The following is a 21,066-nucleotide window of genomic DNA, read 5'->3' as shown; positions in this document are numbered from 1 at the left end:
TTTCGACCAGCGGTCGAAGCGATCAACTGTCGGACAATTTGTCATCAAAAGAAAAGTGCCTGACGTCCAATGTAAAGCACCCCCGCTGGCCGCTCTTTAATGTCGACCCTACAAAAAGCCCCTGGCGAAAACAGCCAGTCGAGTTATCGAGAAAGCGAAGGTGTTAACCGTGGACAAATTGCAAACTGCCGCCACTGTTTTGATCGTACCGGGCCTGCGCGAGCACGTTGCCGAGCATTGGCAAACGCTGCTTGAAACCAGGCTCGCCAAGGTGCGCAGTGTCCCGCCACTGGAAACCGACAAGCTCGACTGCGCCGCTCGCGTTCGGGCGATCCAGCACGAACTTGAGCAGATCGACGGGCCGGTGATTCTGGTGGCCCACAGCGCAGGCGTGTTGATGGTCGCGCACTGGGCGGCGCAGTTCAGCCGTCCGATCAAGGGCGCTTTGCTGGCCGCGCCACCGGATCTCGATGCGGTCTGGCCGTCAAACTATCCATCGTCCGAAACCCTGCGCAGTCAGGGCTGGAACCCGCTGCCACAAGGTCCGCTGCCCTTTCGCAGCATCGTGGCCGGTAGCACCAACGATCACCTGGCCAGTCTTTCAGCCGTGTCTCGCATGGCTGAAAACTGGGGCGCCGAATTGCTCGATCTGGGCGATGTCGGCCATCTCAATCCGGCCGCAGGATTTGGCCACTGGGCGCAAGCCGAGGCGCTGATCCTGCAGCTGGACCGCTAATACAGGAACCGGACTGGCATTACGCCAACCGGTATTTGCCCTCACTCCTGAAACGTTGACCCGAAGAGGTCTGCGAGAGGGCGGCTGCGCTTAAAACAAATACAAAAAGGCGGAGACAACGCAATGCACAACAACAAGAGTCACGGGTTCACCGCTTCACGCTACACCTTGCTGGCCTCGGCCATTCTCGCGGCAACGGTGCCGATGGCCCATGCGGCGGAGATCGAGACGGGTAACCCGGACTGGACCGTTCGCCTGGATAACACCGTCAAGTACAACTATGGCGTACGCACCGAAAGCGCCGACAAACGCATGTTGGCCACGCCGAACAACAACGATGGCGATTACAACTTTCGCAAGGCCGGTACCAACATCACCAACCGCGTCGACCTGCTGACCGAGATGGACGTGGTCTACCAGAACCACATGGGCTTTCGCGTCAGCGCCGCCAGCTGGTACGACAAGGCTTACGAGAATGCCGGCTCCAACTCCAACCCGTTCGTCAACGGCAACGGTTCGACCTCGGGCCTGATCGCCAACGACCCGCGTCTGGCGGGCGTCACTAATGACAACGTCGGCACCGGCAGTCCGCACCTGAGCAACTACGCCCAGCGCTACTACACCGGCCCGTCCGGCGAAATCCTCGACGCCTTCGTGTTCTACAGCACCGAGATTGGCGAAGAATCGATCCTCAGCGTCAAGGCCGGCCAGCACAACGTGTTCTGGGGCGAGACCATTCTCAACCCGGTGCACTCGGTCAGCTACGGCCAGTCCGGCCTCGACCTGGCCAAACTCGCCGCGTCGCCGGGTACCGAAGCCAAGGAATTGTTCGTCCCGCGTAACCAATTGTCGATGTCGTTCACCGTCAACCCGGAATTGACCGTCGGCGCGCAGTACTTCCTCGATTGGGACGAAGCGCGTCTGCCGGAAGCGGGCACCTATTACGGTGGTTCCGACCTGGTCGGTTTCGGTGCGCAGTCGTTCCTGCTCGGCAACACCAACGCCGTGGTGCCGGGCAGCCCGCTGGGCTGTGGTCTGGCGCCGTGCAACGGCTTGACCAACGTGCGTCGTGGTCATGACCTGACGCCGGACAAGCGCGGCGATTGGGGCATCATGGCCAAGTGGTCGCCCGCGTGGCTGGACGGCACCCTCGGCGTTTACTACCGCGAGACGTCGGAAATCCTGCCGCAAGCCTGGCTCGATGCCCGTGGCCTGACCTCGGCCAACCCCAACGGCTCCGCGCCAGTGGGGCCGATTGCGCCGGTGGTCAACACGCTCAACTCCCTGAGCACCGCGACCTATCAACTGGCCTACGCCGACAACATTCAAGTCTTCGGCCTGAGTCTGTCCAAGGACGTCGGCGGTGTCAGCGTCGGGTCGGACCTGAACATCCGTCACAACATGCCGCTGGCCAGTATCCCGGCGATTGTCAGCAGTTCCAGTCCACGTGGTTTGGGCCAGGGCCTTGGTCTGCTGCCAGCACGTACCGCCGCCACCGGTGTGATTTACGACACCCCGGAAAAGGGCGACAGCATGGCCGCCACCGGCGACACCTTGCACTGGACGGTCAATGGCTTGATGACCATTGCCGATACGCCGCTGTTCGACGCCGCGACCCTGCTGGGCGAGCTGTACTACAGCAACCTGCTCAAGCTCGATAGCAAGAACGAGGCGCTCTACAAAGGCAAGGACAGCTATCGCGGCATCGACGCGCCGACCCGGGACAACTGGGGCATCGCGGTCAACTTCACACCAACCTGGTACCAGGTGTTCCCCGGTATCGACCTCAACGCGCCGATGTCCGTCAATGTCGGTCTCGATGGTGTGTCACCGGTCTCCGGTGGCGGTGCCAAAGACACCGGTAACTATGCCATCGGCCTCGGTGCCGTTGTGTACAACAAATACTTTGTCGACCTGAAGTACGTGGACTCCTTCGGCAAGACCGACAAGTGCAACGTCAGCGGCACCAGCACCGGCCCGACCGGTGGCGACGGCTCCACGCCGAACGCCTTCAGCGGCAACGAAAACTACGCCTGCTATGCCGGTGGCTACTCGGCCTTCTCCGGTGGTGGTGCAACGACTGAGGACCGTGGCGCCGTGTACCTGACGATGAAAACCACTTTTTGATTCACCACTGATTTGCTCAATGCAAGCAGGAGAATAACAACATGAAATTTGTACAAACCGTGTTGGCCGCTTCGCTGGCCTTGGTCCTTGCCGCGCAGGCACAGGCCGCTGTTTCAACGCAGGACGCCGCCAAACTGGGTAGCAGCCTGACCCAGGTAGGCGCCGAAAAAGCCGGGAACGCTGATGGTTCCATTCCGGCCTACAACGGTGGCTTGACCACCCCGCCAGCCAGTTTCAAGTCCGGTGACAGCATGCGCCCGGACCCGTTTGCCAATGAAAAACCGCTGCTGGTGATCGACGGCAAAAACGTCGACCAGTACAAGAACCTGCTCAGCGCCACCACGGTGGAACTGGCCAAGCGTTTCCCGACGTTCCGTGTTGACGTATTCCCGACGCACCGCACCGTCTCGCTGCCCCAGGCCATCCTGGATAACGGCGTGAAGAACGCCAGCGGTGCCAAGTCCCTGGAAGGTGGCCTGGCCATCGACAACGTGCTGCCAGGCATTCCGTTCCCGATCCCGCAGTCGGGCAACGAAGCGATGTGGAACTTCCTGCTGCGTTATCAAGGTGTGAGCATCAGTTCCAAGTACGACTCGTGGAACGTTGACTCGGCCGGTGTGCCAAGCCTGGCGATCACCGGGCAGGCGTTCATTTCGTACCCGATCTACGAAAACCTGACGCAGCCGATCAGCAGCGCCGACGTGTACTACCAGATGAAGCTGTCCTACACCGGTCCTGCACGCCGGGCCGGTGAAGCGATCATGCTCAAGGACGCGGCCAACCCGCTGCAACAGCCACGTCGCGCCTGGCAGTACCTGCCGGGCCAGCGCCGGGTGAAACTGGCTCCGAACCTGGCCTACGACACGCCGAACCCGGGCACTGCCGGTGCGGGCACCTACGATGACGTGTTCGTGTTCAACGGTGCGCTGGACCGCTACGACTGGAAGCTGGTGGGCAAGCAGGAAATGATCGTGCCCTACAACACCTACAAGCTGACCTACGCCCAGGACCCTAAATCGCTGACCAGCGCCAATCACCTGGCACCGGACTTCGTACGTTGGGAAAAACACCGCGTCTGGGTCGTCGAAGGCACCCTCAAGGCCGGCGCTCGCCACATCTACGCCAAGCGCCGCTTCTACCTCGACGAAGACAGCTGGACCGCTCTGGCCTCGGATCAATACGACGCACGTGGTCAGCTCTATCGCGGCTCCTTCGCCTTCCTCAGCCAGAGCTACGACAAGCAAGTGCCGGACTCCACGCCCTTCATGATCTACGACCTGGTCGGTGGCTCGTACAGCATCAACGGCGTCGTCGGCCCGTATGGCGGCATCAAGTACATCGATCCGCTCTCCAAGGCGCAGTGGTCGTCGGAGTCCCTGGCCGGCGCCGGTATTCGCTAAGCCACGATCCACTGTGGGAGCGAGCCTGCTCGCGATGGACTCAAGAACACCGCGGGGAACCAGACGCCCCGCGTCATCGTTGACGACCATCGCGAGCAGGCTCGCTCCCACAGACGGCATGAACGTCAGGCACACGGACGTGTGTCCCGGCGCGGTTTTCCGAAGAGGACGCGGTATGTGTTCGTATAAAAATTGTTTGCAGCTGGCGCTCGGCGTTGTGCTCGGCATCATGCAGGGCGTTAGCCACGCGACCGATTATGTCGATGTGCTGGACTTGCCCGCCAAAGCCAGTGCCTTGGCCATCAACAGCCCGTTATCCGGCATGGCCCGCGCCGGTGAGCGCGTGATCGCCGTCGGCCAGCGCGGCCATATTCTGTTCTCCGATGATTCGGGCAAGCATTGGCAGCAGGCCGCCGTGCCGGCCAGTGCCGACCTCACGGCAGTAAATTTTCCGACCGCCACCCAGGGCTGGGCGGTGGGCAATGACGGCGTCGTGCTGCACAGCAGCGACGCCGGCGCGACCTGGCAAAAGCAACTCGACGGCCGCCAGATCGGCGCGTTGCTGGCCAAGCATTACACCGAGCTGGCCAACGCCCAGCCGGGCAATGAGCAATGGCCCCAGTTGGCCATGGAAGGCCAACGACTCGCCGAACAGGGCGCGGACAAACCGTTGCTCGACGTCTGGTTCGCCAACGACAAAGTGGGCTATGTGGTCGGCGTGTTCAACCTGATCCTGCGCACCGAAGACGGTGGCCGAAACTGGACGCCTTACCAGGACCGCACCGACAACCCCCAGGGTTTCCACCTCAAGGCCATCGCCTTCACGGGCGACGCCTTATACATCGCTGGCGAGCAAGGCCTGTTGCTCAAATGGGATGACAACAGCCAACGCTTCACCGCCGTGCCGACGCCTTATCAGGGCAGCTTTTTCGGCGTGCTCGGCAAGCCCGGCGAAGTGCTGGTCTACGGCCTGCGCGGCAACGTGTTGCGCAGCATCGATGGCGGACAGCACTGGACTGCGCTGGAGACCGGCCTGCACGTCAGCGTCACCGCAGGCCTGATCGATGCCGCCGGCAATTACCGCTTGTTCACTCAGGGTGGGCAGATGCTGGTCAGCCAGGGCACTGGCGCGCAATTGCATCTGGTGCAGAAGCCCGCACGGACACCGGTTTCCGCTGCCACCCTGTCCGCCGCTGGCGCGTTGGTGGTCGCGGGCAGCCGTGGCGCCCAGACGCTAGCCCTCGAACCCTAAGAGCGAGAACCCAGACATGGGCAATATCAAACAAGACGCCATGCCGGTGATCCGCGAGCTGCGCGATTTCGACCAGCACTCCGGCAACCTCCTCGAACGACTGGTGTTCATCTACCGCCCGCTGTTCATGCTGCTGATGGCGCTGGCGACCGTGGTGCTGGGCTTCATGGCCGTGACGCGCCTTGAGCTGCGCCCCAGCTTCGAAAAAATGATCCCGCAGAGCCAGCCCTACATCCAGAACTTCCTGGAAAACCGCCAGTCGCTGCGGGGCTTGGGCAACTCAGTGCGCGTGGTGGTCGAGAACACCCAAGGCGATATTTTCGACCCGGCTTACCTCGACGTGCTCAAACAGGTCAACGATCAACTGTTCCTCACCGAAGGCGTCGACCGCGCATGGATGAAATCGCTGTGGAGCCCGGCCGTACGCTGGACCGAAGTCACCGAGGAAGGCTTCCAGGGTGGCCCGGTGATGCCCGACACCTATTCGGGGCAACCTGAGCAAATAGAGCAACTGCGCCAGAACATCTCCCGTGCCGGATTGGTCGGCAGCCTGGTGGCCAGCGACTTCAAATCGACCATGCTGATCGTGCCACTGCTGGACAAAGCCGCCGCCGGTGGCCAACCCATCAACTACCACGCTTTCTCGCAGATGCTCGAAGAGCAGTTGCGCGACAAGATCGAATTCGCCGGTGACAGCGCCGCGCGCAAGACCTGGGAAGAGGGCAAGGGCCAGTACAAGGTGCGGGTGATCGGCTTCGCCAAACTGATGGGCGACCTGATCGACGGCCTGATTCAAGTGATGATGTTTTTCGGCCTGGCGGTGATCACTTCGCTGGCAATCATCTACGCCTACACCCGCTGCGTACGCAGCACATTGCTGGTGGTCGGCTGCTCGCTGATCGCGGTGGTCTGGCAACTGGGCATCGTCGCCTGGCTGGGTTACGCCATCGATCCGTACTCGGTGCTGGTGCCGTTTTTGATCTTCGCCATCGGCGTGTCCCACGCCGCGCAGAAGATGAACGGCATCATGCAGGACATCGCCCGCGGCACCCACAAACTAATCGCCGCGCGCTACACCTTCCGCCGTTTGTTCATTGCTGGCGTCACCGCGTTGCTGGCCGATGCCGTGGGTTTTGCGGTGTTGATGCTGATCGACATTCCGGTGATCCAGGACTTGGCGATCACCGCCAGCATCGGCGTCGCGGTGCTGATCTTCACCTCGCTGTTGTTGATGCCGGTGGCATTGTCGTACGTCGGTGTTGGCGCCAAGGCTGCCGAGCGCGCACTGAAAATCGACACCCGTGCCGAAAAGCATAAAGGCTTCGGACGCTTGTGGGATCTGCTCGACCGCTTCACCACTGCCAAGTGGGCGACCGGCGCGGTATTGGTCGCGGTGCTGATGGGCGTCGGCGGTTTCATGGTCAGCCTCAACCTGAAAATCGGCGACCTGGAAAGCGGTGCGCCGGAACTGCGCGCCGACTCGCGCTACAACCGCGACAACGCCTACATCACCCAGCATTACGCGCTGTCGAGCGACCTGTTCGCGGTGATGATCAAGACCGCGCCGGAAGGCTGCCTCAACTATAAAACGCTGGTGCTCGCCGATCGTCTGGCCTGGGAACTGCAACAGTATCCGGGCGTGCAGGCGACCACCTCGCTGGTCAACGCCGTGCGGCAGATCACGGCCGGTACCTACGAAGGCAACCCCAAGCTCAACAGCATCCAGCGCAACCAGGACGTACTCAATTACGCCGCGCAGCAAGCCTCGGTCAACTCGCCGGAGCTGTTCAACAACAACTGCTCGCTGATGCCGGTGATCACCTTCCTCAAGGACCACAAGGCCGAAACGCTGGACGCGGTGGTGGCGATTGCCGACAAGTTCGCCAAGGAAAACAGCACCGAGGATCGCCAGTTCCTGTTGGCGGCCGGCACGGCGGGCATCGAGGCGGCGACCAACATCGTCGTGCGCGAAGCCAATCGCACCATGCTGCTGTACGTCTATGCGGCGGTGACGCTGTTTTGCCTGATCACCTTCCGCAGCTGGCGCGCCACGCTGGTGGCGCTGTTGCCGCTGGTGCTGACTTCGATTCTCTGCGAAGCGCTGATGGTCGCCATGGGCATCGGCGTCAAAGTCGCGACGTTGCCGGTGATCGCCCTCGGCGTGGGCATCGGCGTCGACTACGCCTTGTACCTGCTCAGCGTGCAATTGCACTTCCAGCGTCAGGGCTTGCCGCTGTCCCAGGCTTACCGCAATGCCGTGTCGTTCACCGGCCGGGTGGTCGGGTTGGTGGGCATCACCCTCGCGGCGGGCGTGGTGTGCTGGGTCTGGTCGCCGATCAAGTTCCAGGCCGACATGGGCATCCTGCTGACCTTCATGTTCCTGTGGAACATGCTCGGCGCGCTGATTCTGATCCCGGCCCTGTCGTACTTCCTGCTGCGTGAACGGGTGCCGCAAACCGCGCCCGTCATGCAGGCCGAAACCACCGAATCCACTGAACGTCCGGGCGTGCCGCATGCCCTGACCACTTCCGAGTAAGCCAACAATGTCTGACTACAAAGCTCCTTTGCGCGACATGCGCTTCGTACTCAACGAGGTTTTCCAGGTGTCCCGGTTGTGGGCCAAACTGCCGGGCCTGGCCGAAGTGATCGACGAAGAAACCGCCGCCGCCATTCTCGAAGAGGCCGGCAAGATCAGCGGTGAAGTGATCGCGCCGCTGAACCGCGCCAGCGACGAACAAGGCTGCACCTGGAACAACGGCGTGGTCGGCGCAGCGGACGGTTTTGCCGAGGCCTATCAAGCGTTCGCCGAGGGCGGTTGGGTCGGTGTCGGCGGTGATCCACAGTTTGGCGGCATGGGCATGCCCAAGGTCATTTCGGCGCAGGTCGAAGAAATGGTCAACTCGGCCAGCCTGTCGTTCGGCCTGTACCCGATGCTGACGGCGGGCGCCTGCCTGTCGATCAACGCCCACGCCAGCGAAGCACTGAAAACCAAGTACCTGCCGAACATGTACGCCGGCACCTGGACCGGTTCGATGTGCCTGACCGAAGCCCATGCCGGCACCGACCTCGGCCTGATCCGCACCCGCGCCGAGCCCCAGGCCGACGGCAGCTACAAAGTCAGCGGCAGCAAGATCTTCATCACCGGTGGCGAGCACGACCTGACCGAGAACATCATCCATCTGGTGCTGGCGAGACTGCCGGATGCACCAGCAGGCCCGAAAGGCATCTCGCTGTTTTTGGTGCCGAAAGTGCTGGTCAACGACGACGGTTCACTGGGCGAACGCAATGCGCTGTCCTGCGGTTCCATCGAACACAAGATGGGCATCAAGGCATCCGCCACTTGCGTGATGAACTTCGATGGCGCCACGGGCTGGATCGTCGACGCGCCGAACAAAGGCCTGGCGGCGATGTTCACCATGATGAATTACGAGCGTCTGGGCGTGGGTATTCAAGGTCTGGCGCAGGGCGAGCGCTCCTACCAGAACGCTGTGGCCTACGCGCGTGATCGCCTGCAAAGCCGTGCGCCGACCGGTGCGCAGTTCAAGGAAAAAACCGCCGACCCGATCATTGTCCACCCCGATGTGCGACGCATGCTGCTGACCATGAAAGCCCTGAACGAGGGCGGTCGTGCCTTCTCCAGTTACGTCGCGCTGCAACTGGACAGCGCCAAGTTCAGCGAAGATGAAGTCACCCGTAACCGCGCTCAGGAATTGGTGTCGCTGCTGACGCCGGTGGCCAAGGCGTTCCTTACCGACATGGGCCTGGAAACCACCTTGCACGGCCAGATGGTGTTCGGCGGCCACGGCTACATCCGCGAGTGGGGCCAGGAGCAACTGGTGCGCGACGTGCGCATCACGCAGATCTACGAAGGCACCAACGGCATCCAGTCCCTGGACCTGGCCGGGCGCAAGATCGTCGGCAGCGGCGGGGCGCTCTACCGTTTATTCGCTTCGGAAATCCGCAACTTCACCGCCAATGCCTGCGCCGATCTCGGTGAGTTCACCAAGCCGCTGAACGCCGCCGTCGACACCCTCGACGAACTGACCGCGTGGCTGCTCGACCGCGCGCAAAGTAACCCGAATGAAATCGGCGCGGCCTCGGTCGAGTACCTGCACGTATTCGGCTACACCGCCTACGCCTACATGTGGGCGCGCATGGCCAAAGCCGCCATGAGCACTCATTCAACGGACGACTTCTACGTCAGCAAACTGGCCACCGCACGCTTCTACTACGCCCGTTTGCTGCCGCGAATTCATTCGTTGAGCGCATCGGCCAAAGCTGGCAGTGAATGCCTGTTCGCGTTGCAAGCCGATCAGTTCTGAAAGGACAAGGAACCCCAACATGATGGCGACAAAAATAATTCCGCCCGCCGATGGCGCCTACGCCTACCCACTGCTGATCAAGCAATTGCTGCTGTCCGGCGTGCGCTACGAGCCGGGTCGGGAAATCGTCTACGCCGACAAACTGCGCTACAGCTACCAGACGCTGAACAAGCGCATTCGCCGTCTGGCCAACGCGCTGACGGCGGCCGGCGTGAAGGCCGGCGACACCGTGGCGCTGCTCGACTGGGACAGCCACCGTTATCTGGAATGCTTCTTCGCCGTGCCGATGATCGGCGCGGTACTGCACACGGTGAACATTCGCCTGTCGCCGGAACAAGTGCTCTACACCATGAACCACGCTGAAGATGATCTGGTGCTGGTGCATGATGATTTCCTGCCGCTGGTGGAGCAGATTCACGGGCGGCTGACCACTGTCAAAGGTTACCTTCAGCTCACCGACGAAACGCCGGCCAGCACTTCACTGCCGGTGCTCGGCGAGTACGAGCATTTGCTGTCCGAGGCATCCGAGCAATACGCCTTCCCTGATTTCGACGAGAACTCGGTCGCCACCCTGTTCTACACCACAGGCACCACCGGCGACCCGAAGGGCGTGTACTTCACCCATCGGCAATTGGTCCTGCACACCCTGAATGCCGTCGGCACGTTGGGCGTTTATCAGGGCCAGCCACTGCTGCGCTCCGACGACGTGTACATGCCCATCACACCGATGTTCCACGTGCATGCGTGGGGCGTGCCGTACGTCGCGACCCTGATGGGCATCAAGCAGGTTTACCCCGGCCGCTACGAACCCAACAGCCTGGTGCGCCTCTATCGCGAAGAGAAGGTCACGTTCTCGCACTGTGTGCCGACCATCCTGCAAATGATCCTCAACTGTGAGGAAGGCAAGCAGGCACGTTTCGACGGCTGGAAAGTGCTCCTCGGCGGCAGCGCGCTGACCCTCGGTATCGCCCATGAAGCCAGCAACAAAGGCATGGTGGTACACGCCGGTTACGGCATGTCGGAAACCTGCCCGTTGCTGTGCCTGACCTACCTGCGCGACGAAGACCTCAAGCTATCCGCCGAAGCCCAACTGCCGATCCGCATCAAGACCGGCACGACGGTGCCCATGGTCGACCTGAAGATCATCGACGCCGAAGGCAACGACGTTGCTCACGACGGCGAATCTCTCGGCGAAATCGTGGTGCGCGCACCGTGGCTGACCCAAGGTTATTTGAAAGACAAGGAGAAGGGCGCCGAACTCTGGCATAACGGCTGGCTGCACACCGGCGACATGGCGTCGATAGATGAATTGGGCGGCGTGGAAATCAAGGACCGCATCAAGGACGTGATCAAGACCGGCGGCGAGTGGATCAGCTCCCTGGAACTGGAAAGCCTGATCAGCCAGCACCCGGCGGTGATGTCGGTCGCGGTGGTGGGCATCGTCGACGAACAATGGGGCGAACGCCCGATGGCGATGGTCGTCAGCGAGCCGGGTCAATTCCTCGATCGCAAAATCCTGGAAACCCACCTGCAAGCCTTCGTCGATGGCGGGCGCATCAACAAATGGGCGATCCCCAAACAGTTCAAATTCGTCGCCGAAATCCCCAAGACCAGCGTCGGCAAGATCAACAAAAAACTGATCCGCGAAAGCGAAGCCAACTGACCGCTACATCCTCGGCCGAGGCATGGTCGAGGGCATGCGTTGCTGGGGAGGGATGATCCTGCCACTGCCACCATTGACGGGCGGACTCGCCTGTTCATCCTGGCGAGTGTCGTGGCAGGACGACCCGCTGATGGCCACGACCACGGCGAACAGGAGCGGCGCGAGCAAGTGCTTGAGCATGGGAGTTCTCCGGTGTCGGGTCATTTCAGCGTAAACCCTGTGGCGCATTGGCCATGCTCCGTTGGTCCGGCCATCAGATTTCCAATCCTGTGCCAAGCTGTTGGGGTGCCAAAACGCCTGCCGCCCAGGCAAACCTCAGGAAGCCCATGACATGAAGCTCGCTCCTACGTCGCACATCCGTCGAGAGTTTTATAAAGCCGTTGGTTATTACCTTCGAATCGTCTGGCCGATCCTTTCCACCATGCTGGTCGTCATCGTCACGTTTGGCCTGATCATCAGCTACCTGGAAGGTTGGCAGCCGTTCGACGGGATCTACTTCGGCTTCGTGACCGGCCTGACCATCGGCTATGGCGAACTCGTGCCGAAGCAGGCGCTGTCGCGGCTGCTGGCGATACTGCTGGGGTTCAACGGCGTGCTGCTGACAGCGATCTTTGCGGCAATCAGCGTGCGGGCCATCGAGAGTGCGGTGCGGGTAACAGGTGGCGACAAGTAAGGGAGGCCGAATGCCCTGAAGTCGTGTTTAGGGTGGAACCTCGGGGACGTTTGATCTGGATTCCGAACTGGAAATCTATTTTTCGTCGCTGGGGAAAGTAAAGTTCGAGTTCACCGGCAAGACCTCGATGGTCGAGGTCTCCAAATTGATCTCCCAGCACCTGCTATGAGCCGGTCACAACACTCGTGAACGACGCAGGCCCTGTGGGAGCGGGCTTGCCCGCGATGGCTGCGCAACATTCAGCATGTGAGCTGACTGATACACCGCTATCGCGAGCAGGCTCGCTCCCACAGTTGTTTAGCTGTTCAGTCGGGAACGGCCAGGTTTAGGCCTCCCAACCCGCCCCACTCACCGCCGCCTGCACCAACGGATGCAAGTCCGCCCCTTTATGCTCCGTCTGCCACGCCAACAATTCCTTGCGCATGCTTGGCGCCCAGAACATTTGCAGATGATTACGCACGCCTAGCACTGCCTGTTCCTGGTCCGGTTGCGTCGCAAAGTATTGGCCAATCTGGTTGGCCATCTTGATCAGGTTATCGGTACTCATTTACGCACCTCGGCTTTCTCGGGGTGCCGACGTTCTTTCAGCAACCGATGCTGCTCATCGCTGAACTCCTGGAAGCGCTTCTGCCACTCCGAAGGGTGATAAACGCGGCTGACTTCCACGGCGGTGACCTTGTACTCCGGACAGTTGGTGGCCCAGTCGGAGTTGTCGGTGGTGATCACGTTGGCCCCCGATTCCGGGAAGTGGAACGTGGTGTACACCACGCCCGGCGCGACCCGTTCGGTGATCCGCGCCCGCAACACGGTCTGCCCGGCGCGGCTGCCGATGCCGACCCAGTCGCCTTCGTTGATGCCACGGCTCTCGGCGTCGGTCGGATGGATTTCCAGGCGATCTTCGTCATGCCAGGCAACGTTGTCGGTACGCCGGGTTTGCGCGCCGACGTTGTACTGACTAAGGATGCGTCCGGTGGTGAGCAGCAGCGGATAGCGAGCGTTGACCTTCTCCTCGGTCGGCACGTAGCCGGTGAGCATGAAGCGTCCCTTGCCGCGCACGAATTCCTCGATGTGCATGGTCGGCGTGCCGTCGGGTGCCGCCGCGTTGCACGGCCATTGCAGGCTGCCGTGGCGATCCAGTTCGGCGTAGCTGACGTTGGTGAAAGTCGGCGTCAGGCTGGCGATTTCATCCATGATTTGCGATGGATGCTGATAGCTCATCGGGTAACCCAAGGCATTGGCCAGGGCCACGGTGCCTTCCCAGTCAGCCTTGCCGCCTAGCGGGTCCATGACCTTGCGCACCCGCGAGATCCGCCGTTCGGCGTTGGTGAAAGTACCGTCCTTTTCCAAGAACGAACTGCCCGGCAGGAACACGTGGGCGAACTTGGCGGTTTCGTTGAGGAAAATGTCCTGCACTACGATGCATTCCATGGCCGACAGCGCCGCGGTGACGTGCTGGGTATTCGGATCGCTCTGGGCGATGTCTTCGCCCTGGCAATACAAGCCCTTGAAGCTGCCACCCAAGGCTGCCTCGAACATATTGGGGATACGCAATCCCGGGTCGGGTTGCAGGGTGACGTTCCAGGCCTGTTCAAACTGCGCTCGTACCACCTCGTTGGAGACGTGCCGGTAGCCGGGCAACTCGTGAGGGAAAGAGCCCATGTCACAGGAGCCCTGCACGTTGTTTTGCCCCCGCAACGGGTTCACGCCCACGCCCTCGCGGCCGATGTTGCCGGTGGCCATGGCGAGGTTGGCGATGCCCATCACCGAAGTACTGCCTTGGCTGTGTTCGGTGACGCCCAAACCGTAGTAGATCGCCGCGTTGCCGCCAGTGGCGTACAAACGCGCAGCGGCACGGATATCGGCAGCGGGTACGCCGCAGATGGGGCCGAGCACTTCCGGCGAGTTCTCCGCACGGCTGACAAAATCGCTCCACTGGGCGAAATCACCAGGCTCACAACGGGCGTTGATGAAGTCTTGTTTGAGCAAACCTTCAGTCACGATGACGTGGGCCAACGCATTGAGCATGGCGACGTTGGTGCCAGGGCGCAGAGCCAAATGCAGTTCAGCGCGGGCATGCACCGTGTCCACCAGATCAATGCGTCGTGGATCGATAACAATCAGCCGCGCCCCTTCACGCAAACGGCGTTTGAGCTGCGAGGCGAACACCGGGTGAGCGTCGCTGGGGTTGGCGCCCATCACCAGGATCACGTCGGCCTTCATCACCGAGTCGAAACTCTGGGTGCCGGCAGATTCCCCCAACGTTTGCTTCAAGCCATAACCGGTCGGCGAATGACAAACCCGCGCACAGGTGTCGACGTTGTTGTTGCCGAACGCCGCACGCACCAGTTTTTGCACCAGATAGGTTTCTTCGTTGGTGCAGCGGCTGGAGGTGATCCCGCCAATCGAATCGCGACCGTATTTCTGTTGCAGGCGACGGAACTCGCTGGCGGCATAAGTCACCGCTTCATCCCAGCTGACTTCCTGCCACGGGTCGTTGATGTGCTTGCGGATCATCGGCTTGGTGATGCGATCCGGGTGGGTCGCATAGCCCCAGGCAAAGCGTCCTTTGACGCAAGAGTGGCCGTGGTTGGCCTGACCGTTCTTGTCCGGAACCATGCGTACAAGTTGGTCGCCTTTCATCTCGGCACGGAACGAGCAGCCCACGCCGCAATAGGCACAGGTGGTGATCACGCTGCGCTCGGGCTGGCCCAGTTCGACCACGCTTTTTTCCATCAGCGTCGCGGTAGGGCAGGCTTGCACACAGGCGCCGCAGGACACGCATTCCGAATCGAGGAAGTTATCCCCACCAGCAGCCGAAACACGGGATTCAAACCCGCGCCCGGTAATCGTCAGGGCAAAAGTGCCCTGGGTTTCTTCGCAGGCGCGCACGCAGCGGTTGCAGACGATGCACTTGCTCGGGTCGTAATCGAAATAGGGGTTGGACGTGTCCTTCACGTCGGCCAAATGGTTGTCGCCTTCATAGCCGTAACGCACCTCCCGCAGGCCGACCTGACCGGCCACGGTTTGCAGCTCGCAGTTGCCGTTGGCCGAGCAGGTCAGGCAATCCAGCGGGTGATCGGAAATGTACAACTCCATGACGTTGCGCCGCAGGGTCGCGAGCTTCGGCGTCTGGGTGTGGACGGTCATGCCTTCGCTGACCGGCGTGGTGCAGGAAGCCGGATAACCGCGCATGCCGTCGATCTCCACCAGGCACATGCGGCAGGAGCCGAAGGCTTCCAGGCTGTCGGTGGCACAGAGTTTGGGAATGGTGGTGCCCAGCAACGCAGCAGCGCGCATCACCGAAGTGCCTTCGGGCACGCTGATGCTGCGGCCATCGATGCTCAGGGTGACTTGCACGTCGCTGTCGCGGGCCGGCGTACCCAGGTCAATGTCTGTTTTCGGGTCGAAGAGAGTAATCATTGCTCGGCCTCCGAGGCTTGCAGACCGAAGTCGGCAGGGAAGTACTTGAGGGCGCTGACCACCGGGAAGGGGGCCATGCCGCCCAGCGCGCACAGCGAACCGTATTGCATCGTGTCGCACAGGTCCTTGAGGATGAGCGCCTGTTCATCGCGACCACTCTGGTCCGGCGCGGCCAGCATTCGGTCGATCACCTCGACGCCGCGAGTCGAACCGATGCGGCACGGTGTGCACTTGCCACAGGATTCCTCGGCGCAGAACTGCAAGGCGAAGCGCGCCATGTGGGCCATGTCCAGCGTATCGTCCGCCACCACCACGCCACCGTGACCCAGCATTGCGCCGATACCGGCGAATGCCTCGTAATCCAGTGGCGTGTCGAATTGCGACGGCGGCACCCAGGCGCCGAGCGGGCCACCCACCTGAGCGGCTTTCAGCAGCCGGCCACTGGCGGTGCCTCCGCCGTAGTCTTCCACCAGTTCCCGCAGGGTCAGGCCAAAGGCCCGTTCCACCAGACCGCCGTGACGAATGTTGCCCGCCAATTGGAAAGGCATGGTGCCCAGGGAACGGCCCATGCCGTAATCGCGATAGAACTGCGCACCCTTGGCCAGAATCAGCGGCACCGAGGCCAACGTCAGCACGTTGTGCACCAGGGTTGGTTGGCCGAACAAACCCTTCAAGGCAGGAATCGGCGGCTTGGCGCGGACGATCCCGCGCTTGCCTTCGAGGGAGTCCAGGAGCGCGGTTTCTTCACCGCAGATGTAAGCACCGGCACCGACACGTACTTCCATATCAAAGGCCAGGCCGCTGCCGCCGACATTGGCGCCGAGGTAACCGGCGGTTTGGGCGATGTTTAGCGCGGCGCGTAGTGTGGCCACGGCATCGGGATATTCCGAACGCACATAGATGTAGCCGAAGGTGGCGCCGACGGTTATTCCCGCGATGGCCATGCCTTCGATCAGCAGGAAAGGGTCGCCTTCCATCAACATGCGGTCGGCGAAGGTGCCGGAGTCGCCTTCGTCGGCATTGCACACAATGTACTTTTGCGCCGCTTCGGTCGCGCGCACCGTGCGCCATTTGATCCCGGCAGGGAAGGCCGCACCGCCCCGGCCACGCAGGCCTGAGTCGAACACCGCAGTCGCAGTTTGCTCGCCGCCGATGGCAACTGCCCTCGTTAACCCTTCGAAACCGCCATGGGCTTGATAATCGTCCAGCGACAGCGGCCGGGTGATACCGGCGCGAGCGAACAGCAGGCGTTGTTGCGTCTTCAGATACGTCAACTCCTCCACCAGGCCCAAGGCCAGTGGATGAGCGGATGGATCGCCTTTCAGCGCTTCGAGCACCGATGGCACATCAGCAGCCGTCAGCGGGCCGAAGCCGATACGACCTTGTGGGCTGTCCACTTCCAGCAACGGTTCCAGCCAATACAGCCCGCGCGAACTGGTGCGCTGCAACTCCAGCGGAAAATTGCGTTCGTGGGCCTGAGTGATTAGGGCTGTCGCCACCTCATCGGCCCCCACGGCACGGGCTAGCGAATCACAAGGCAGATAAAGAGTCGGCATCAAGCGTCCTCCCGGCAAGCATCAAGCAAGGCATCCAGACGCTCGGCACTGAGCCGCGCATGCACCCGGCCGTCCAACTCCAGCGCTGGCGAACAGGCGCAGGCACCCAGGCAATACACCGGACGCAAACTGATGCTGCCATCGGCACTGCTACCGTGATCATCCAGTTGCAGCCGCTCGCGCAACTGCGCAGCGAGATCCTCGGCACCACGGCTCTTGCACGACTCAGCCCGGCACAGCCGCAGGATATGTCGCGCGGGCGGTGCGGTACGGAAGTCATGGTAAAAACTGATCACCCCACGAACCTCGGCCTGGCTCAGGTTGAGGGCATGGGCAATCTCGGGGACGGCGGCATCGGGGACGTAACCGATGCGCTCCTGAAGATCATGAAGAATGGGCAACAGCGCACCCGGGGTGCCCTTATGGCGCTCCAGCAGACTGTTGACCACAGGCAGGTGCAACAACTCATCAGGCATTCAGCAATCCTCACGGTCACGGACAAACCAGAAGGTCGTCGGTCGTCCGAAAGTGTCGGCTGCGGCATTCACACCACGTCACGGTATCGTGGATTTCAGGCCGGTGGCCAGGGCACCCTTGGCGGGCATCTTGTTGTGCCCGGCACGGTCTTCGCCGCACCTCTACTGGGCATAAAGGGCAGCTTGCCACGCCGCTATTGATCGAACTGCACCAAAGCGACGTGCTCGGTTCTGCCTACGACTATCCGTTAAGTCTAGATGAGTGAGGCGGGGGCGTTCACTCACTGGCCTCAAGCCCGGAGGGGCTTGTCGATGGGGGATGTATAGCAAGCATTACAGGTGAGAAGAAGCATCAGAACCGTGAGCAATTCTACGGAGCAGATCCGCTGACGTATTCCCTGTGGGAGCGAGCCTGCTCGCGAATGCGCCAGACCAGCCACCACCCCTACTGAAACTGCACCCCAAACCCACTCCAATGGTTGGTGCGCGGAAGCGTCCTACATCCGACTGCCAAACCAGAATCGGAAACATCTGATCCTGTTTTTTGGCGATGTCTGAATGAGTCAACGCTGATCCCGAACGGCGTAGATTTCCTGCTCCCTTAAAAAAACCAACCACTGCCAAGGAGCGGTTTTATGGCGTTCGACGCTTTTATCAAAATTGAAGGTATTCCGGGCGAAGCGCTGGATGAAAAATACCGTAACTGGATCGAAGTGAGTGGCTACAGTTTTAGCACTTATCAAAGCACCTCAGCCACCGCCAGCTCTGCCGGTGGCGCTACCGCCGGCCGGACAACCCTGAGCCATTTCACGTTTACCAAAACGCTGGACAAATCCAGCTGCAAACTGATGGAAGCCAGTTGCGCCGGTGAGCACCTGAAAGAGGTCACCTTGGTGCTTAGCCGGGCGGGTACCGACAAGCTCAAGTACTACGAGATTGTGCTAGAGGAAGTCATCATCGCCGATTACACGCAAAATGCCGCAGTCGGCATTCCCGTTGAAATCGTGCAACTGAATTACGGCCGCATTAAAACCGTGTACATCCAGCAAAAACGAAGCGATGGTGCAGGCGGCGGCAACATCGCGGGTGGCTGGGATCGCATTAGCAATAAAAGATATTCGTGAGGCGTAGATGTCAGAGCCTCTAGCGTTTATCAACTCACGAACCCAGTCTTTCGAATCCCTCAAGGCCGAACTGCGACTGACCGGGGTTGCAAGAACCAAGTTTGATGCACTCAACAGCCATATCGCCAACACTGCTGTGTTGGCGGGTGAATTAGTGATCATCGGTGATGTGACTACCTCATCCAGTACCCATCAAGAGGCGTACTTGATGAGCAAAGCCAGGGATATTCACATCGCCCTGCTGACTAATCAGGTCGACGCCGACGACTTCTTTCTCGACAACTTCGAACTGCTGCAGGAAGTACTCGACTATGGCGCTATCGGCGCCGGGGCTGTCAGTGATGGGTGGAGCAAATACATGGCCGCGATCAAGGCAACGCTAGAGGAAATCGAACAGGCCCATGAGAACTATCTGCGCAGCGGATCTATTACAGCCAGAGACAGGTTCTACAGCGAACGCGCCAGGTTATTCATCAAGTTGGAGAAGCAGCTGGACAATGTTGCCTCTTACGGCTCGGGATTGCGTTCCCAAGGTTCGATCAAACGAATGTTGGGGATTTCGACCAAAAGGTACATGAGTACTGGCGAGATTGCCGGCTATGCGCAGAAGGTCAGTGGCGTGGCCAGGGCGGCGAAGTTGATCAAGCGGGGAGTCTACATCGGTACTGCGTTGGAGGTTACCTCTGCGGGTCTGAAGATCAAACAGGCATGTGCGTTGGGGCGGGAGGATGAGTGTACGAGGGCGAAGTATGTTGAGGGTTCTTCTTTGGCGGTAAGCCTTGTTGGTGGAGCCGTTGGAGGAAACCTTGGGGGGCATGCAACCACTTTTGCGTGCGTATTAGTGTTGGGTATTGCAAGTAGCGGGCCTGGCGCACTCGCGTGCGGCGTAGTTGGCGGTGTATGGGGTGGGATCGAAGGAGGGAAGATAGGCGAAATGGCAGGTGAGTATATTGGTGAATATCTCTATGGAAAAATAGAGCAATGAATGACGTTCACATCGGTTTGATATTTTTAATAATACTGAGTCCACTTTTGCTTTTGATGGTGTGGTTGATTTATGTTGTGCAAGTTCATACCGAAAAAGCGGAAGCGTTTTTGTGTAATAGTCATTTTGTGAGCGTTAATAAAGCCGCATTTTCTAATATGGGGGTTTTTGGGAAGTTTATGCGTAGTGGGGTTCTCACTATGGTTTTGATTATGCCGGGGATTTCCGTGAGGCGAGGTATCGTCAATGCTGCTGAAGTCGAACGATTTCCGAAAGCTTTAAAAAGGATGCTAGTGATCTCGTGGGGGGGGTTCTGGCTATTAAGTATTGCTTTTATTGTGTTTGGGGTCTTTGTGAAGTGTGTTAAGTAGGTTGGGTGGGTGCAAATAGACTACTGGCTAGAAATGACTTAGGATAAAATCCTCTAATGATTATTAATCTCTGTCGTGTCGTATGCAGGTCGTCGAATAAAATAATTTGTGAGTCATTGTTTCATTGAGTGATATTCCGTTGGTAGGTGTCGGGATATTCATAATTTTTTCCTCTCTTCTGGTCTCTTGCTGGATATATGTGTTCTCTTATTTATTTACAGAATTAATAGAAGGGTATCTGAATAGGAGCAAGTTTGTAGCAAGTAATCGTAAGGCTTTGTCTGGTTTGGGATTGCTAGGTAAAACGGTCAGGAGCGGTTCGACAGCATTGATGTTTTTGTTTCCTGATCTCTGTGAGAGACGCGGCCTAATAGAAAAAGGTGAGCTACTAAATTTGCCGGTGCATCTGAAGTGGAAGTTGTTGGTGCCGTGGATTATTGGTGTGCTCTTATTGTTCGCAATGTTCATTTTTTGGATTTTGGTCGTTTGATTTTATTGTTGATACTGCTGGATTGGCTGTTGGTGAATTTTTAAAAGGGGGGAGGTGATGAGTGAGCTTACTCTGGCGTATGTTGGGCTCGTGGCAATGATAGGTCTATTTCTTTCGCTGGATATTTGCATCTTCGTACCTGCTTACTGAACGAATTGAAAAGCATCTCGGAAAAAGTAAATTTGTTGCGATTAATCGAAAAGGTTTGTCAGGCTTAGGATTGCAAGGCACAGTTATTAGAAATTGTTCAATTGCTTTAATGTTTTTGATTCCTGAGTTTTGCGAGAAATTACCGCTTCATCTCAAGAAAAAGTTGTTAGCGCCGTGGATCACTGGTGGCATATTTTTTTTTGCGATTTTCCTTTATTCGCTTTATGTCGTTTGGTCCTAAAGCGTGTTTTGAGGCAAATTTCCTTGGTTGACCTTGCTCGGATCTGCACTGCAGCAATGGATTTAATGACGAGTCATACA

At 59.6% G+C, this 21,066-nt stretch carries 16 protein-coding genes and 1 pseudogene; 12 read left to right on the top strand and 5 right to left on the bottom strand.

Annotated elements, in window-relative coordinates; genetic code table 11:
* Window positions 1-169: 169 nt before the first annotated feature.
* The 7 genes from KVG88_RS09240 to KVG88_RS09210 all read left to right on the top strand — a co-directional run bounded on the left by KVG88_RS09240 (window position 170) and on the right by KVG88_RS09210 (window position 11,500).
* A complete protein-coding gene (locus KVG88_RS09240; RefSeq protein ID WP_150701916.1) occupies window positions 170-736 on the top strand; it encodes an RBBP9/YdeN family alpha/beta hydrolase in 567 nt (188 codons plus the stop codon).
* Between the two features lie 123 nt (window positions 737-859).
* Window positions 860-2,863 (top strand): DUF1302 domain-containing protein, encoded by a 2,004-nt coding sequence (locus KVG88_RS09235; RefSeq protein ID WP_217871155.1) that lies wholly within the window; start codon window positions 860-862, stop codon window positions 2,861-2,863.
* A 41-nt stretch (window positions 2,864-2,904) separates the two neighbouring features.
* Complete coding sequence (locus KVG88_RS09230; RefSeq protein WP_217871154.1) at window positions 2,905-4,263, top strand: DUF1329 domain-containing protein; 1,359 nt, start codon at window positions 2,905-2,907, stop codon at window positions 4,261-4,263.
* 175 nt (window positions 4,264-4,438) lie between these two features.
* Window positions 4,439-5,515 carry a WD40/YVTN/BNR-like repeat-containing protein gene (locus KVG88_RS09225; RefSeq protein ID WP_217871153.1) on the top strand — a complete coding sequence of 359 codons (1,077 nt, stop codon included), beginning with the start codon at window positions 4,439-4,441 and terminating at the stop codon, window positions 5,513-5,515.
* Window positions 5,516-5,531: 16 nt separating this feature from the next.
* Window positions 5,532-8,051 (top strand): efflux RND transporter permease subunit, encoded by a 2,520-nt coding sequence (locus KVG88_RS09220; RefSeq protein ID WP_217871152.1) that lies wholly within the window; start codon window positions 5,532-5,534, stop codon window positions 8,049-8,051.
* Between the two features lie 7 nt (window positions 8,052-8,058).
* Entirely contained in the window at window positions 8,059-9,837 is a 1,779-nt protein-coding gene (locus KVG88_RS09215) for an acyl-CoA dehydrogenase C-terminal domain-containing protein (RefSeq protein WP_217871151.1), read from the top strand.
* Window positions 9,838-9,856: 19 nt separating this feature from the next.
* Window positions 9,857-11,500 (top strand): fatty acid--CoA ligase, encoded by a 1,644-nt coding sequence (locus KVG88_RS09210; RefSeq protein WP_217871150.1) that lies wholly within the window; start codon window positions 9,857-9,859, stop codon window positions 11,498-11,500.
* Window positions 11,501-11,503: 3 nt separating this feature from the next.
* On the opposite strand, the gene KVG88_RS09205 is transcribed toward KVG88_RS09210, so the two are convergent.
* Complete coding sequence (locus KVG88_RS09205) at window positions 11,504-11,728, bottom strand: hypothetical protein (protein ID WP_217871149.1); 225 nt, start codon at window positions 11,726-11,728, stop codon at window positions 11,504-11,506.
* 103 nt (window positions 11,729-11,831) lie between these two features.
* Here KVG88_RS09205 and KVG88_RS09200 point away from each other — a divergent pair, with 103 nt between their 5' ends.
* Together KVG88_RS09200 and KVG88_RS09195 are read left to right on the top strand one after the other, a co-directional pair.
* A complete protein-coding gene (locus KVG88_RS09200) occupies window positions 11,832-12,173 on the top strand; it encodes a potassium channel family protein (RefSeq protein ID WP_217871148.1) in 342 nt (113 codons plus the stop codon).
* A 37-nt stretch (window positions 12,174-12,210) separates the two neighbouring features.
* Window positions 12,211-12,342, top strand: a pseudogene (locus KVG88_RS09195) (PH domain-containing protein); the annotation flags it as partial.
* 156 nt (window positions 12,343-12,498) lie between these two features.
* Here the strand turns inward: KVG88_RS09195 and KVG88_RS09190 are convergent.
* From KVG88_RS09190 to KVG88_RS09175, 4 genes are read right to left on the bottom strand one after another with little or no spacing between them, the layout of a single operon-like run.
* Complete coding sequence (locus KVG88_RS09190) at window positions 12,499-12,720, bottom strand: formate dehydrogenase subunit delta (protein ID WP_150701924.1); 222 nt, start codon at window positions 12,718-12,720, stop codon at window positions 12,499-12,501.
* A complete protein-coding gene (gene fdhF / locus KVG88_RS09185; protein ID WP_217871147.1) occupies window positions 12,717-15,593 on the bottom strand; it encodes a formate dehydrogenase subunit alpha in 2,877 nt (958 codons plus the stop codon). The genes KVG88_RS09190 and fdhF overlap by 4 nt, the downstream gene beginning before the upstream one ends.
* Window positions 15,590-17,149 carry a formate dehydrogenase beta subunit gene (locus tag KVG88_RS09180; RefSeq protein WP_217871146.1) on the bottom strand — a complete coding sequence of 520 codons (1,560 nt, stop codon included), beginning with the start codon at window positions 17,147-17,149 and terminating at the stop codon, window positions 15,590-15,592. Before KVG88_RS09180 ends, fdhF begins: the two co-directional genes overlap by 4 nt.
* Entirely contained in the window at window positions 17,149-17,625 is a 477-nt protein-coding gene (locus KVG88_RS09175; protein ID WP_217871145.1) for a formate dehydrogenase subunit gamma, read from the bottom strand. The genes KVG88_RS09180 and KVG88_RS09175 overlap by 1 nt, the downstream gene beginning before the upstream one ends.
* Before the next feature lie 635 nt (window positions 17,626-18,260).
* Between KVG88_RS09175 and KVG88_RS09170 the strand changes: the two genes are divergently transcribed.
* The 3 genes from KVG88_RS09170 to KVG88_RS09160 are packed head-to-tail and all read left to right on the top strand — an operon-like array spanning window position 18,261 to window position 20,105.
* The gene (locus KVG88_RS09170) at window positions 18,261-18,749 is read left to right on the top strand and encodes an Hcp family type VI secretion system effector (RefSeq protein WP_217871144.1); all 489 of its coding nucleotides are present in this window, start codon (window positions 18,261-18,263) and stop codon (window positions 18,747-18,749) included.
* Window positions 18,750-18,756: 7 nt separating this feature from the next.
* Window positions 18,757-19,734, top strand: coding sequence for a hypothetical protein (locus tag KVG88_RS09165; RefSeq protein ID WP_217871143.1), 978 nt, complete (start codon window positions 18,757-18,759; stop codon window positions 19,732-19,734).
* On the top strand, window positions 19,731-20,105 hold the full coding sequence (locus KVG88_RS09160) for a hypothetical protein (protein ID WP_217871142.1): 375 nt from the start codon (window positions 19,731-19,733) through the stop codon (window positions 20,103-20,105). The genes KVG88_RS09165 and KVG88_RS09160 overlap by 4 nt, the downstream gene beginning before the upstream one ends.
* Window positions 20,106-21,066 lie beyond the last annotated feature (961 nt).

This window comes from Pseudomonas azerbaijanoccidentalis, from assembly GCF_019145495.1.
GTDB lineage: Bacteria > Pseudomonadota > Gammaproteobacteria > Pseudomonadales > Pseudomonadaceae > Aquipseudomonas > Aquipseudomonas azerbaijanoccidentalis.
Note: the sequence above shows the minus strand (reverse complement) of the source record. Positions and strands in the feature narration are given on the sequence as shown.